Origin of the sequence: Azospirillum lipoferum 4B (genome assembly GCF_000283655.1) — a bacterium.
GTDB lineage: Bacteria > Pseudomonadota > Alphaproteobacteria > Azospirillales > Azospirillaceae > Azospirillum > Azospirillum lipoferum_C.
In genome coordinates, this window is the sequence record NC_016622.1 from 1,438,040 (window position 1) to 1,453,126 (window position 15,087).

A 15,087-nucleotide genomic window follows, 5' to 3' on the forward strand; every position below is an offset into this window, starting at 1 on the left:
GCCGTCATGCTGTCCGGGCCTTTTCATGCTGTTCGGGCGGTGCCGCTGGTCGGCCGGCATCGTCATCACTCGCAAAGCCGGCGCTTCGGTGCGTAGGTCGAAGGAGTGCCAGATGGACGAGTCCAGTTCCCGCGCCGCCATCCTGCACGATCTGATCGCCCGCCTGCATGGACCGGCCGGCACCGGTGAAGCATTGAGGGACATCTCCCAAGCCTGCGAATCCGCGCGTGTGGCCGGTCTCGGCAGCGATATCGAGGCGATGGCCGCGCTTGACGGTGCCACGGCCGATTTGGACCCCATCCTCCGGGAATCGGCATTGGCCTATGTTTCCGGTGATCTGGGCCGTTATTCGCGCATTCTCGACATGCTGGACAATGTGCTCGATCTGGCGCCCCTGGACGGCATCAACCAGATCTATTGGAGCATGCAGCGCCAGCTGTTCCTGATGCGGATGGACATGACGTCCGTTCCGGACTTCGTAGCTGGACGGGTTTTGCCGTTCTACGAGCGGTTCCTGACGCAGATTTCCCTTCGGCTGGGACTGGCACCGGCAGCGAGACCGGTGGGGAAGCCCGCGACCGGCCGGGTCGTCATGGTCACCAACCAGTTCCTGTCCGACCAGCACCAACCATCGCGCGACCTGCTGACCCAGGTGGTCCGGTTGCAGCGGGAATTGGGCCGGACGGTTCTGGCGCTGAACACCAACATGATGCCGGACCGCTATCACAGCCCCTTCATCCCCCCCTTCGCCGCCGCGGTGGAAGAGAGGCTGTCCGGCGACCAGACGATCCGGTTCGGCAACGATACCGTCCGTCTCCTGTCCTCCACCGCACCCGGCATCACCGCGGGAAAGCTCAATGGCTTCTTCTCAGCAGTGGAGGAGTTCGACCCCGATCTGGTGATCGCCTTCGGCGGATCGGTGATCGTCGCGGATCTGCTGGTCGCCACCCGGCCGCTGTTGTGCATTCCGACCACCAGCGGCCAGACCATCTCGCTCGCCGACATCGTCCTGGACTACGGCGGCCGGACGGTTCCGCCGGGCGACGGCCGGCTGGCCCGCTCCTGGCGGCCGTTCAGGCTGGGAATGGCGCTGCGGCAGGATGACGATGTGGCCTCGCGGGCGGAGTTCGGCGCTGCGGACGACGCCTTCCTGTATGTGGTCGTCGGCAACCGGCTGGACACGGAGGTGGATACCGCGTTCATTGCGCTGCTGGAGCAGGTGCTGGATGCGGTCCCACATGGCGAGGTTCTGTTCGCCGGCCCTGTCGATACACTGCCCAAGCGTCTCGCCGACTCCCGCCATGCAGCGCGGTTCCGCTGCCTCGGCCATGTCGAACGCATCGGCGCACTCCTTCGTCTGTGCGACGTCTTTCTAAATCCCCGTCGCACAGGCGGCGGCGGCAGCGCGGCCCATGCGCTGGCATCCGGGCTGCCGATCCTGGCCTTCGACAGCGGCGACGTGGCAAGCATCGCCGGACCTGGGTTCCTGGTAAGCGACGACGACGCCTTCATCGAAAGGTCGGTTGCACTGGCTGCCCAACCGGTCCTTCTGTCCCGAAGCCGTGAAGATGCACGCAGCCGCTTCGCCGCGGTGAAGCGGGAAGAATCCGATCCGAACCAACTCCCCGTGTACATGGACGAGGCTGTCGATCTGTATCGTTTAAGGAGTTGAGCCCGTGCGTTTCCTCCTGTGTGGCCACGGCACCTCCGAAGTCCTGTGGTCGCTCCATGCTGCACTGATCGACCTTGGCCACGAATCGGTGCTGGCCCTGCCGGACATCTCGCAGGACATCATCGACCGTCCCATCGATGCCCTGCTCGTACTGAACCTCTTTCAGATTCCGCGCGACACCATCGAGATGCTGCTGGCGTATGTCGCAAGCTTCGGCAAGCGGCCCGCAGTGGTCCACATCTGCCTGAACCACCCGGTCGAGGAGATCGGTGCCCGAACGGTGGAGGAGATCAGGGAAATCGATCAGTGGATGGATCGGCAGAGTGTCTTCATGTGGTGCATGTGTCCGGCAGCGGCGCAACAGGCGAATCGAATGGGTTTGTCGCGCATATTTTACGAGCCGCTCGGCGTGCATCGCTGGATCTACACCGCACGATCGGCGGACGGCACGTCCGATCTCTACAAGCGGTGGATGTCTCTGAACGATACAGGGCTGGTCCGCCATCCCTATGCGGCTATGAAGGGTGAGGCCGATGCCGCAGAGGGCGAGGCGCTGGTCCGGAACCGAATCCTCTATCTGGGACAGGGCTGGCCGGAGCACATTCCGACCGGACCCGAGTTCTCAGACCAGTCAATCTCCGTCGCAACCGCGACTGTTGCCGGTTTCATGATGGAAAGGCCAGAGTTGAATCGGATTCAGGCAATGGATCTGTGCGGATTGGCCGAGCGGTCGGCGGATCCAGGCTGGATACTCCGCTTTAACCGCGCCTTCACCATTGCATTTTCGGTGGAGAATCGCCGCAGATTCTCTGCCGCCATCCGCCGTGCCTTCGGGGAGACCTTCTCCCTCTGGGGCAATGGCTGGGAGCGTCTCGGTATAGATGCAGGCCCCGTGTCCTCCGCTCTGCGGAACGCATACGGAAGCGCTGCCGCCTGCCTGGATTTCGGCAGCCTCGCCTATGACACCGCTGTCTTTCCCAGAACCCTGGAGATCATCAAACGGAATGGGCTGCTGGTCGGTTGGCGGCATACCGATGCCGCGCAACTCTTCGGCCCGCATGAGCAGGAGCTTACCTTCATCGATGAAGCCGACGCGGTGCGGGTCCTGGCAAGGCTGGCAGTCGATCCCGACCACCGTGAGAAGCTGCGCAAGGCCCATCTGAACTGGGCATACGAATCTTTAGCCCTCACCGGTATTTTGCCAAGGATTATCGCACGCATGCAGACCTGAGCGGAAATCCCGTCACGAGGGCCGACCTCAGAACAGCGGTTCGGCGGCCGGTGACCGGGTACCCGGCTTGGTGCCGCGCCGCCTGCCGCGGATCGGCTTCGGACTGGCGGGAAGCAACCCCTCCCTTTGGGCGCAGAGATCGTGCCAGACATGTCCCGGCCGCTCCGGAGTCCAGTACATGGGCTCGCCGAGCAGAACGTCTTCCCCGCAGCAACTGCAGGGAGGATATGGGCTGGATGTGTGTTCGGACCTGTCCATCACACCGTTATGCCAGTGACGAGGCGACCCGTAAGTGATGCGGATCAAATCCGACCGCAAGAGGGCAAAAAAATGTTCCGCTCAAGCTTGAGGGCGGAATCGCGTACGCGACCCGCCCTCTTCTGACTTTGGGGCGGGGCTGCACGCCCGCCTTTGCTATGTCCGTCCCCGTTACTGTGCGTCCGCCAGCGCCACGCAGGCGCGGTCGCGACCGGCGAGGCTGCCGCAGCCATCGGCACGCTGCGAGACGAAGCGCATCACCACGCGTTCCCCCTTGCCGACCGACTGCGGGGGCAGCAGGGCTTCGGCGACCTGGGTGGTGAATTGCGGACTGACCCGGTGAGTCGACGGGGCCGGGCGCGGCTCGGATCCTGCGACCTGGACCGGCATGGCGGGTGCGGCGGCCGGGTGCGGCAGCGACGCGACGACGATCGGCGCAGCAGCCGGGATCGGAGCCGCAACCGGCTCCGCGGCCTTCTGTTCCGCCGGGCGCGGCTCCATCCGGCGCGGTTCGACCGCCCGGGACGCCGGGGCTTCGGCGGAGGCGACCACGACCGGCGCCGGCTCGGACTGTTGCGGAGCAGGCGCCGCCGGCTGGCCGCCGCGCGGCTTCGGCGCGTCGTCCGGCACCACCGCGATCTCGATGGCGCCGGCACCGGCCGCCAAGGACGGCTCACGGGGGGCGGAGCCGCGCAGCACCGGGGTCAGCGCGGCCAGATACAGCTTGGTCTCGCGCGGCAGGCGCTGCTTGCCGGCCAGATGCTGGGCATAGCAGCCCGGTCCGCAATTGTAGGCAGCAAGGAATCCCGGGGCGCCGAACAGGTCGTACATCTCGCGCAGATAGGCGGTGCCGGCCATGATGTTGTCGCGCGGATCGGACGGATCGGGGCCGAGGCCGTATTGCGCCCGCATCAACTCATAGGTGCCGGGCATCACCTGCATCAGGCCGATGGCCCCGGCGGAACTGGTCAGAACCTTGCCGTTCCGGTTGGTGGCGCGGCCGTTGCTCTCCCGCATCATCACCGCACGGATCCACTTTTCCGGCATGTCGTAGCGCTGGGAGGCCTCGCGGATCAGCGGGACCCAGCGCGACAGCGGATCGTTCGGGTCGGGTATGTAGGCTGCTTCGACAGAGGGTGCCGTCTGCACCTGCGGCGCTTCGGTGGCACAGCCGGCGAGGCCGAGCGCGAGGCACAGCATAGCTCCGGCGGCGTGGATCGTCGCGAGGTTCCGTTTGACCACTAGGGAATTTCCGTGCTGTTGGCGCCGGCGGGACAAGAGATGGATCGCTTTTCGATGTATAGCCCACGGCTGTCAAGCGACAACGCCACCGTTTTCCGAATCCTGTCCCGAAGATGCCCCAAAAAAGCCCTATTGATCCCTTGCTCTGAGGTGGACAATTAGGATTTTCGGCAAATGTCTGTATGCCTATGTTGGCTGTCCCTTCGAGCAGGACAGTCCGGGCACAGGCCGCGACAATGGGAACCTTGACGGAACATCGGCGCCACCCTTAATGGAGAGCGACGGCCGCGCCCTCAACTGGTACCGACATTGCGGGCGTCGACACTGAAGACCACGCAGGCCTGGCCGAACTGGATCGAGCATGATGACCGCCCCGCAACGGACAGTCCCCCCGGCCCCTCAGCCGCTCAAACCGCAACGGCCATTGCCGCAGGACGACGCCCCTCCCCCACCCCGTCCGCGGCGCTTGCGCTGGCTCGGCTGGCTCGTCGTTCTGCTGGTGGCGGTCGGTGGGCTGGCCCTGTGGCGGACCCAGGGCCCGGCCGCGCCCTCCACCGCCCCGCCCGTGCCTGCCGGCGAGCGCCCGGTGGAACTGTCGGCGCTGGAGGTGACCGCCGTCGCCCCCCGCAAGTTGACCGAGACGGTCCGCCTCAGCGGCTCAGTCTCTCCCATGGAGCAGTCGGCGGTCAAGGCGGAGGTGGCGGCCCGGCTGGCCGAGGTGCCGGTGCGCGAGGGGCAGGCCGTGCGCCGGGGGGAGGTGCTGGCCCGCTTCGAAACGGTCGAACTCGCCGCCCGCCTGAGCGAGAAGCAGGCGAACCTGGAGGGCGCCCGTGCCCAGCTGGTCCTGGCGGAGAAGACGCTGGCCAAGAACCGCACGCTGAACCGCAACAACATCGTCTCCGACACCAGCCTGGATCAGGCGGAAAGCAGCTTCGGTTTCCAGCGGGCGCAGGTGGACGCGCTGGCCGCCCAGGTGGAACTGGCGCGCAAGGCCCTGCGCGATGCGGTGGTGGTGAGCCCGATCGACGGGATGGTCGCCACACGCTCGGTCAATCCGGGCGAAAATCTGGCGGTGAATGCCGGCATGTTCACCATCGTCGACCTCTCGCGGGTGGAGGTGGAGGCGACCGTCCCGGCGGAGCGGGTGGCGAGGCTGGCCGTCGGCCAGACCGCCCGCCTGCGGGTGGAGGGCTTTGGCGAGCGCGAGTTCGCCGGCCGCGTCGCCCGCATCAATCCGATGGCGCAGGCGGGGTCGCGCGCCATCCCGGTCTATGTGACGGTCGACAACAGGGACGGTGCCCTGCGCGGCGGCATGTTCGCCAGCGGCGAGGTTCTGGTGGCGGAGGCATCGGGCGCCATCGCGGTGCCGCCGGTCGCCATCCGCCACGACGACCAGGGGGATTTCGTTCTGGCGATTGCCGACGGCCGCACCGTGCGCCGCCCGGTCACGCGGGTGGCCCAATGGGCGCGCGGCGATCTGGTGCAGGTGGAGGGGCTGGCACCGGGCGACCGGGTCGTCACCGGCAACCTGCCCGGCCTGACCGCCGGCCGCGCCGTCGCGGTCGCCGGCTCCTGAACCGCGGACAAGCCCCATGCCGATCACCCGCATCAGCGTCGACAACCCGGTCTTCGCCACCATGATGATGGTGGCGCTGATGGTGCTCGGCCTCTTCTCCTACAACCGGCTGGGCGTCGACCTGTTTCCCGACGTGGATTTCCCGGTGGTGGTGGTCAGCACCAGCTATCCCGGCGCCAGCCCGGAGACGGTGGAGACCGACATCACCCGCCCGGTCGAGGATGCGATCAACACCATCGCCGGCATCAAGACGCTGACCTCACGCTCCTACGAAGGCCAGTCGGTGGTGATCGCGGAGTTCGACCTGAAGACCTCCTCGGTCCAGGCGCTGCAGGATGTGCGCGAAAAGGTCTCGGCCATCCGCGCAACCTTCCGGGACGAGGTGAAGGACCCGCAGATCACCCGCTTCAATCCGGATGACCAGCCGATCCTGTCCATCGCGGTGACGTCGGACCTGCGGACCTTGCGCGACCTGACCACGCTGACCGACCAGATCATCCTGAAGCGGTTGCAGAATGTCCGCGGCGTCGGCAAGGCCACCATCGCCGGCGGGGTGAAGCGCCAGATCCTGGTGCGCCTGAAGCCGGAGAAGCTGGAGGCCCTCAACGTCGGCGTCGACGAGGTGATCGCCACCGTCAGCGGCGAGAACCAGGACGTGCCCGCCGGCACCGTCACCGGCCAGGGGCGGGAACGCGTGGTGCAGGTGGAAGGGCGCGTGCGCAACCCGCGCGATCTGCTGGACCTGATCGTCGCCCGCCGCGGCGACAGCCCCGTTCGCCTCGGTCAGGTCGCCGAGGTGATCGACGGACAGCAGGAGCAGGACTCCGCCGCCATGCTGAACGGCAACCCGGCGCTGGCGGTCGATGTGGTGAAGGTCCAGGGCGCCAACACGGTGGAGGTCGCGCGCGGCCTGCATGCGGCGATCCAGGATCTGCGGACCAAAGGCTCGCTGCCGCCCGACGTTACGCTGGCGGTGGTGCGCGACAGTTCCCGCGGGATCACCAACTCGCTGAGCAACGTGCAGAAGACCCTGGTCGAGGGCGGCATCCTGACGATCCTGATCGTTATGGTCTTCCTGGGGTCCTGGCGCAGCACGGTCATCACCGCGCTGACCCTGCCGGTCGCCGTGCTGGGCACCTTCGGCATGCTGGCGGCGATGGGCTTCACGCTGAACATGATGACGCTGATGGCCCTGTCGCTCGCCATCGGCATCCTGATCGACGACGCCATCGTGGTGCGCGAGAACATCATGCGCCACCTCGCCCGCGGCCAGGGCCACCGGCAGGCCGCGCTCGACGGCACGGCGGAGATCGGGCTGGCGGTGCTGGCGACCACGCTGACCATCGTCGCGGTGTTCCTGCCGGTCGCCTTCATGGGCGGCATCATCGGCCGCTTCTTCCTGCAATTCGGCATCACCGTCTCGGCGGCTGTGCTGATCTCGCTGTTCGTGTCCTTCACGCTCGACCCGATGCTGTCGAGCGTGTGGTACGACCCGGCGGCCCACGGCAAGCATGGCCGCTCCATCTTCGGCCGTTTCGCGGTTTGGTTCGAGCGCGGGTTCAATGCCGTCTCGCACGGCTATGGCCGGCTGCTGCGCTGGGGCCTGCGCCGCCGCTTGCTGGTGATGATCGTGGCGCTGGCGATCTTCTTCGGCAGCTTCCTGCTGGTGCCGCGCATCGGCGTGGAGTTCGTGCCGGCCGCCGACCTGGGCGAGCAGATCGTCGAGGTGGAGACCCCAGTCGGCTCCTCGCTCGCCACCACCACCGCCAAGACCAAGCAGGTGGAGGCGGCGATCCGCGAGTTCCCGGAGATCGCCTACACCTACAGCACCGTCAACACCGGCGTAGCGATCGGCCACAACCGCGGCAGCATCTATCTGCGCTACACCCCCATCGACCAGCGCAAGCGGTCCCCGAACCAGCTCGCCCCACTGCTGCGCGAACGGCTGTCGGCGATCCCCGGCGTCACCATCGGCATCGCCATCCCCGGCGTCGGCGGCGTGCAGAAGCAAATCCAGGTGTCGGTGCAGGGCCGCGACATCGCCGAGCTGGACCGGCTGTCGCAGAAGGTCATCGGCGCCATGCGCGCCATCCCCGGCTTCGTCGACGTCGACAGCACGCTGAAGGCGGCCAAGCCGACTCTGGCCGTACGGCTGGAGCGCGACATCGCCAGCGACCTCGGCATCGGCACCACCAAGGTCGCCGACACGCTGCGCCCGTTGTTCGCCGGCGACACAGTGTCGAGCTGGAAGGCGCCGGACGGCGAAAGCTACGACGTGCTGGTCCGCCTGCCCGAGGGCGACCGCGCCGGCCGCGCCGACCTCGACCGCATCCATTTTGCCGGCGGGAAGGACGCCAACGGCACGCCGCGCATGATTCCGCTGTCCCAGGTGGCGGAGGTGGTGACGACGCTGGGCGCCTCGCAGATCAACCGGCGCGACCTGCAGCGCGAGGTGAATGTCCAGGCCAACGTCCAGGGCCGCGCCGCCGGCGATGCCGGGCGGGAGTTGCAGGCGGCATTGGCGAAGATCGAGCTGCCGCCCGGCTACCGCATCGTCTTCGGCGGCTCCACCAAGGACATCGCGGAGACCAGCAGCTACGCGGCGCAGGCATTGGCGCTCGCCGTCATCCTGATCTACCTGATCCTGGCCTCGCAGTTCGGCAGCTTCCTGCAGCCGCTCGCCATCATGGCCTCGCTGCCGCTGTCGCTGGTCGGCGTGTTCCTGGGGCTTCTGGCGGCGGGTTCGACGCTGAACATCTTCAGCGCCATCGGCTTCATCATGCTGATGGGTCTGGTGACCAAGAACGCCATCCTGCTGGTCGATTTCGCCAACCAGGCGTGCAAGCGCGGCGCCGACCTGCACGATGCGCTGGTGGAGGCCGGCATCATCCGCCTGCGCCCCATCGTGATGACCACCGCGGCGATGATCTTCGGCATGATCCCGCTGGCGCTCGGCATCGGCGAGGGCGCGCAGCAGCGGGCGCCGATGGCCCATGCGGTGATCGGCGGCCTCTTGTCCTCCACCATCCTGACGCTGCTGGTGGTGCCGGTGGCGCTGACCTATCTGGATGTCCTGTCGCGCCGGATGAAGCGCTGGTTCGCCCACACCGATCCCGACGCGCAGCAGCACCCGGCGGAGTGAATTAAGCCTTTGGAACCAAAGGGACTTTGCGTCATCCCCGCGAAGGCGGGGATCCAGGAAGCTCCGCAATGAAGCGGCTGAAGTGGCCGGATTCCCGCCTTCGCGGGAATGACGGCCGAGAAACTCGTATGTGGAATGATAGCTCGACAGAGCGTCACGCCAGGGCCGGCGTCCGCGCGGAACTTTCGGTGCCGACACGCCCCAGATTCTGCTCCACCCACCGGCTCGCCGCCTCCCGCCCGGCGTCGCGCAGCCAGTTCAGGAAGCTCCAGTCGGTCATCAGCTTGGAATAGACGCCCAGATCCTGCAGATGCTCGTCGGCATCGATCAGATGCAGGCGCGGGGCGGCGGCGCGCGCGGACAGGCAGCGCAGTTCCTGCAGCAGGGCCGCGTTGAAGGTGATCTGGTTCAGGCGGGCGGCGATGCCGGCCGGATCCTGCGGGGTGGTGGCGCAGGTGAAGGGGTTGATCGCAACCACCAGCAGGTCGGCACCGGGGCAGGCCTCCGCCAGCGGCGACAGCGGCGGGTTGGCGAGATAGCCGCCGTCCCAGTAATCCTGCCCGTCGATCCGCACCGCACGGAACAGGTGCGGCAGGCAGGCCGAGGCCAGCAGATGATCGACTTCGACCTCCGTCTCGTCGAACAGGCGCAGGGCACCGCTGCGCACATTGGTGGCGCTGACGAACAGCCGCAGCCCGCTCCGGCGGATCAGCTCCGGCTCCACCGTCTCGGCCAGCAGGCCGCGCAGGGGGTGGAAATCCGCCGACTGCGTCTGATAGGGCGTGATCCAGCGCTTAGCCCACTCCACCAGATGCGAACCCGGCGCATTGTCGACGTTCCAGCGGCCGAGCAGCCGGTCGGCCAGGTTCGGCCGGATCGGACCCAGCCGGCCGGCGGCGCTCACCCGCTCCCAAAAATTCGCCAGTTCCGCCCGCGCGCCCTCCCTCGCGCCATCCGGGCCGCCCCGCGCCCAGCCCTGCACCAGCATCGCCGCGTTCATCGCCCCGGCGCTGGCGCCGCTGACGCCGACCAGCCGGATATCCTCCTCCAGCAGCCGGTCGAGCACGCCCCAGGTGAAGGCCCCATGCGCCCCGCCACCCTGCAACGCCAGCGCCAGCGTGGGCTTCGGCGGCGGCAGGGCGAGCATCGGCCCGGGCCCCGACAGTTCCAGCGGTTCCGCCGGTGCTGTCGGCTGGACGGTCGCGGGCTTGCCGCACACGCGGTTCCACAGTCGGCGGATCATGGTCATGTCGGCACGTCCTCGCTCTGCGATGCTGCACCGCAACATGAGCGGAGGCTCGAGCTTCGGCAAGGGGGTATGCCCACGGAAGGAGAGGATTGGCGCCGCTCCGGCCGCCCCCGTATTGGAAAGCAGCCTTCTTATGCACTAAGTAGGCGCACACCCCAGACGCCGAGTGTCCCCTTGCCCAGCCCGCCCTATCAGGTCATCCCCATCACCGACCCCGAGGATCCGCGCATCGAGCCCTACCGCGACGTGCGGGAGCGCGATCTGGTCGGCCGTGACGGGTTGTTCATCGCCGAGGGGGCGGTGGTGGTGCGCAGCCTCCTCCAGTCGACCCGCACCCTTGCCCGCTCGCTGCTGATCGCCGACAAGCGGGTGGAGGCGCTGGAACCGATGCTGACCGCGCTGCCCGCCGGCACCCCGGTCTATACCGCCACCCAAGCGGTGCTCGACCGCATCGCCGGCTTTCCCCTGCACCGCGGCATCCTGGCGGTCGGCGAGAGGACCGAATTGCCCACCGCGGCCGATCTGCTGGGCGCCTGCGGCCCGGTCGCCCGCGTGGTGATGCTGTTCGGCATCGGCAATCACGACAATATGGGCGGCATCTTCCGCAACGCCGCCGCCTTCGGCGCCGATGCGGTTATCCTCGATTCCGGCTGCTGCGATCCGCTCTACCGCAAGGCGATCCGCGTTTCGGTCGGGGCGACGCTGCTGGTACCGACCGCGAAGCTTGGCATCGGCGAGGATCCGCTCGCCCTGCTCGACCGGTTCGGGTTCGAGGCGGTGGCGCTGAGCCCCGCCGGTGCCGAGACGCTGGCCGCCCTCACGCCTCCGCGCCGCGCCGCCCTGCTGTTCGGATCGGAGGGACCGGGCCTGCCGCCGGCCCTGCTGGCCCGCGCCCGCAGCGTCCGCATTCCGATGGCCGGCAGCTTCGATTCCCTCAACGTGGCGACCACCAGCGGCATCGTGCTGCACCACATCGCTTCCGGACAGGTTCCATGACAGACGATGCCAACACGAACGCGACCGACCCGCATCTGGTCCACGACCTCGCCGTCGCCCATCCGGAGGTGACGACCCTGGGGGCCGCCGGCGTGCTGCGGATGCCCGATGCCGAGGCGCGCGGACTGGTGCCGCTCGGCCTGCCGCTGCCCAAGGGCAAGCGCGACCTGCTGGTCCCGGCGGAGCGGCGGGAGGCCATCCTGCTGGAGATCACCGGCCGCATCGACCGCGCCCACCGCCGCGACGCGCTGCTGGCGCAGGGAAGGCGGGCGCTGGCCGGCAGCCATACGGCACTGCTGTCCTGCGAGGACCGCACCCGCGTCCGCGCCGTGCGCAGCGACGAGTTGCCCTGGCCCGGCCTGTCGCCCGCGATCCGGCTGCAGGTGTCCAGGACCTTCGATGCGCTGGAATTGTCGGACCTGTCCGATGCCGAACTGTCGGCACGGCTCGACCATGATCCGGCATTGCACTCAGCACTCGACGATGCGTTGTCCCGCGTGGCGACCCGGCTGCGCGACTTGGCCGAGCGGGCCGGCGACGATCCCGATTGGGGCTTCGCCAGTCTCGCCGAGCGGCTGGGCAAGGCCGCCCGCAACCGCACCGATGCCGACGAGTTGCTAGACCGCTGGGACCGCGAGTACGACCAGTGGCGCCGCGACCGGGCGGAGTCGCGCGGCCGGGCCTATGTCGACCGCCATTTCGACTTCTCCCGCTTCGAGCGGCTGTTCCCGGTGGCGCGGGGCATGAACCGCCGGCTGGTTCTGGTGATCGGCCCGACCAACTCCGGCAAGACCCATCGCGCCATCACGGCCCTGCGCGAGGCGCGCGACGGCGTTTATCTCGCTCCCCTGCGCCTGCTGGCGTTGGAGGTGATGGAGCGGCTGAACGCTGAAGGCACCCCGACCACGCTCATCACCGGGGAGGAGGAGATTCGCACCCCCGGCGCCCGCCACACCGCCTCCACCATCGAGGTGATGGACCCCGACCGCCCGGTGGAAGTGGCGGTGATCGACGAGATCCAGATGCTGGCCGATCCGGCGCGCGGCTGGGCCTGGACCGCCGCGCTGATGGGTGTCCCGGCCGAAACCGTCTACATCCTCGGCGCGCCGGAGGTCCGCCCACTGGTGGAGCGTGCCGCCGCCCATCTCGGCGAAGCGCTGGAGGTGGTTGAACTCGACCGCAAAACCCCGTTGTCGATGCTCGACCGCCGGCTGGACTGGGCGGAGGTGGAGCGCGGCGACGCCCTGATCGCCTTCTCCCGCCGCGAGGTGCACAGCGTCCGCGACACGCTGCTCGCACAGGGCCTGTCGGTCGCCGCCATCTATGGCGCGCTGGCTCCGGCGGTTCGGCGGCGCGAGGCGGCGCGCTTCCTGTCGGGCGAGGCCGATGTGGTGGTGGCGACCGATGCCATCGGCATGGGCCTGAACCTGCCCTGCCGCCGCGTGCTGTTCACCGCGCTGGAGAAGTTCGACGGCAGCAGTGTCCGCCCGCTGACCGCGACGGAGGTGAAGCAGATCGCCGGCCGCGCCGGCCGCTTCGGCCAGTTCGAGGAGGGGCATTTCGGCGTCATCGCCCGCGGCACGCCCACCGCCCTGAAACGCCTGCTGGAGGCGCCCGACCGCCGCCTGCGCGCCGACGCCCCCCTGCCGGTCCGCCCGACCCGCGCCATGCTGGCCCGCCTCGCCTCCCACATCGACAGCGATGAGACGCGCCTGCTGGTGGAGTGTTTCGGTACCGCGGAAACTGCCGGCTCCCCCTTCCGGCTGGCCGATCTGTCGGCCCTGCACCGCGCCGCGCCGATGCTGGACGCCCGGCGGCTGGCCCTCGCCGCCAAGCTGGAGCTGCTGCTCGCCCCGGCCGATCTGGAGGAGCCGGAGGATGCCAAGGTCTTCGCCGCCATCCTCGACGCGGTGGAGGCAGGGGAGGTCCTGCCGCTTGCGCGCCTGATCCCGGCCCGGCTCGACGGGCTGACCGCCAATGTGCTGGAAGCGGCGTCCCGGACCTGCGACCTCTATTTCTGGGCGTCGCGCAAGTTCCCCGACTCCTTGCCCGACCGCGACCGCGTGCGCAGCGCCCGCGACGCCATCGGCCAGCGTTTGTCGGAAGCCCTCGCCTCCCGCGCCCGCCACCGAGAGCCGCCGCCTGCCGCCGGCTTCCGTGGAGCCCCGCGCAAGCGCTTCGGTCCGCGCCGACGGTGAGGACCGCGGATGGTTCCCGGCAAAATTCGTCCGCATGGCACTGCTGCGCTGCGAACGAAGTGATTTTCCCGTTGTTCTGAACTGGACCTGCTCCGGCAGTGCCACCATATCGATAGATATTCCCTATTGCGATGTTGCGAAGCATCGATTGGACACTATCGAACTGGCCGGCCATTCTTGCATCGGCGGTCAAGTCCGTGGCCGCCATGGACCGTTCAGGAGCAACCGGCGTGAAGACCGCATCCCCCACCATCCACACCGATATTCCCACGCGCATTCCTGCACCGGGGCGCCGGTTCTGGACCATGCTCGGCCCTGGATTCGTGGTGGCGGTCGGCTATATGGACCCGGGCAACTGGGCGACGGACATCGCGGCTGGCTCCAGCTTCGGCTTCGCGCTGCTGTCGGCGGTGCTGATCGCCAGCCTGGCGGGCATCTTCCTGCAGGGGTTGATCGTCCGGCTGACGCTGGCGACCGGCAAGGATCTGGCCCGGCTGATCCGCGACCGCTTCCCCCGCCCGGTGGCGATGGGGGTGTGGGCGGTGTCGGAACTGGCGATGATCGCCACCGATCTGGCCGAGTTGCTGGGCAGCGCCATTGCGCTGAAGCTGCTGTTCGGCATCCCGATCATGGCCGGCGTGGTGATCTCCGCCGTGCTGACCTTCGGCATCCTAGCCCTGCCGGGTGCGCGGGGCCGAGCGCCCGAACTGGTCGTCGGCGCGCTGATGAGCGTGGTCGTGGTCTGCTTCGCCTGGGAACTGGTGATCGCTCGCCCCGATCCCGGCGCCCTGCTGGCCGGGCTGGTTCCGACCATCGAGTTGGCCCGCGATCCGGAGATGCTGTACCTGTCGCTGGGCATCATCGGCGCCACCGTCATGCCGCACAATCTGTTCCTGCACTCCGGTCTGGTCCGCTCGCGGCTGGCCGAGGTGAAGACGGCGGAGGAGCGCCGGCAGGCCGCCCGCTGGCTGACCATCGACCTGTCGACCGCGCTGGCGCTGGCCGGTCTGGTCAACGGCTCCATCCTGGCGGTGGCCGCGGTCGCTTTCCAGGGCGTCACCACCGGCGGCACCCCCGGCATCGAGGATGCCCATGCCCTGCTGGGCAGCAGCATCGGCGGGGCCGCCGCGCTGATCTTCGCTATCGCCCTGCTGGCCGCTGGGCAGAGCTCCACCACCACTGGCACCATGGCCGGGCAGATGGTGACGGAGGGCTTCCTGAACCTGCGCCTGCGCCCGGTCACCCGTGCGCTGATCACCCGCGGCGCCTCGCTGATCCCCGCGCTGGCGGTTCTGGGCAGCGCCGGCGACAGCGCGGTCGACGAGTTGCTGGTGCTGAGTCAGGTGGTTCTGGCCCTGACCCTGCCCTTCATCCTGATCCCGATGCTGTTGCTGCTGCGCAATGCCAAGCTGATGGGCGGGCTGGCGATGGCGCCGATGACCCTGCGGCTGGCGAGCCTGACCGTCCTGCTGCTGACCGGCCTGTCCGGCTGGCTGGCCGGCACCACGGCGATGGCGTGAGCG

Annotated in this window: 9 protein-coding genes; 7 read left to right on the plus strand and 2 right to left on the minus strand. The window is 68.4% G+C overall.

Annotated features, from left to right (window positions below; translation table 11 throughout):
- Window positions 1-25 precede the first annotated feature (25 nt).
- On the plus strand, window positions 26-1,672 hold the full coding sequence (locus AZOLI_RS06650) for a glycosyltransferase (RefSeq protein ID WP_244442543.1): 1,647 nt from the start codon (window positions 26-28) through the stop codon (window positions 1,670-1,672).
- A gap of 4 nt (window positions 1,673-1,676) precedes the next feature.
- Entirely contained in the window at window positions 1,677-2,903 is a 1,227-nt protein-coding gene (locus tag AZOLI_RS06655; protein ID WP_014247833.1) for a glycosyltransferase family protein, read from the plus strand.
- A gap of 429 nt (window positions 2,904-3,332) precedes the next feature.
- Here AZOLI_RS06655 and AZOLI_RS06660 read toward each other — a convergent pair whose 3' ends face one another.
- A complete protein-coding gene (locus AZOLI_RS06660; protein WP_162488003.1) occupies window positions 3,333-4,403 on the minus strand; it encodes a lytic transglycosylase domain-containing protein in 1,071 nt (356 codons plus the stop codon).
- A 424-nt stretch (window positions 4,404-4,827) separates the two neighbouring features.
- Between AZOLI_RS06660 and AZOLI_RS06665 the strand changes: the two genes are divergently transcribed.
- A complete protein-coding gene (locus AZOLI_RS06665) occupies window positions 4,828-5,979 on the plus strand; it encodes an efflux RND transporter periplasmic adaptor subunit (protein ID WP_244442544.1) in 1,152 nt (383 codons plus the stop codon).
- Between the two features lie 16 nt (window positions 5,980-5,995).
- A complete protein-coding gene (locus AZOLI_RS06670) occupies window positions 5,996-9,121 on the plus strand; it encodes an efflux RND transporter permease subunit (protein WP_014247837.1) in 3,126 nt (1,041 codons plus the stop codon).
- A 154-nt stretch (window positions 9,122-9,275) separates the two neighbouring features.
- Here AZOLI_RS06670 and AZOLI_RS06675 read toward each other — a convergent pair whose 3' ends face one another.
- Window positions 9,276-10,370 (minus strand): patatin-like phospholipase family protein, encoded by a 1,095-nt coding sequence (locus AZOLI_RS06675; protein ID WP_014247838.1) that lies wholly within the window; start codon window positions 10,368-10,370, stop codon window positions 9,276-9,278.
- 174 nt (window positions 10,371-10,544) lie between these two features.
- Here AZOLI_RS06675 and AZOLI_RS06680 point away from each other — a divergent pair, with 174 nt between their 5' ends.
- The 3 genes from AZOLI_RS06680 to AZOLI_RS06690 all read left to right on the plus strand — a co-directional run bounded on the left by AZOLI_RS06680 (window position 10,545) and on the right by AZOLI_RS06690 (window position 15,084).
- Window positions 10,545-11,366 carry a TrmH family RNA methyltransferase gene (locus AZOLI_RS06680; RefSeq protein ID WP_014247839.1) on the plus strand — a complete coding sequence of 274 codons (822 nt, stop codon included), beginning with the start codon at window positions 10,545-10,547 and terminating at the stop codon, window positions 11,364-11,366.
- Complete coding sequence (locus AZOLI_RS06685; protein WP_014247840.1) at window positions 11,363-13,564, plus strand: helicase-related protein; 2,202 nt, start codon at window positions 11,363-11,365, stop codon at window positions 13,562-13,564. The genes AZOLI_RS06680 and AZOLI_RS06685 overlap by 4 nt, the downstream gene beginning before the upstream one ends.
- Window positions 13,565-13,794: 230 nt before the next feature.
- Entirely contained in the window at window positions 13,795-15,084 is a 1,290-nt protein-coding gene (locus tag AZOLI_RS06690; RefSeq protein WP_014247841.1) for an Nramp family divalent metal transporter, read from the plus strand.
- Window positions 15,085-15,087: the final 3 nt, after the last annotated feature.

Coding starts and splice junctions, on each gene's coding strand:
- AZOLI_RS06650 (WP_244442543.1), top strand. CDS start 26: ATGCTGTTCGGGCGGTGCCGCTGGTCGGCCGGCATCGTCATCACTCGC.
- AZOLI_RS06670 (WP_014247837.1), top strand. CDS start 5,996: ATGCCGATCACCCGCATCAGCGTCGACAACCCGGTCTTCGCCACCATG.
- AZOLI_RS06675 (WP_014247838.1), bottom strand. CDS start 10,370: ATGACCATGATCCGCCGACTGTGGAACCGCGTGTGCGGCAAGCCCGCG.
- AZOLI_RS06685 (WP_014247840.1), top strand. CDS start 11,363: ATGACAGACGATGCCAACACGAACGCGACCGACCCGCATCTGGTCCAC.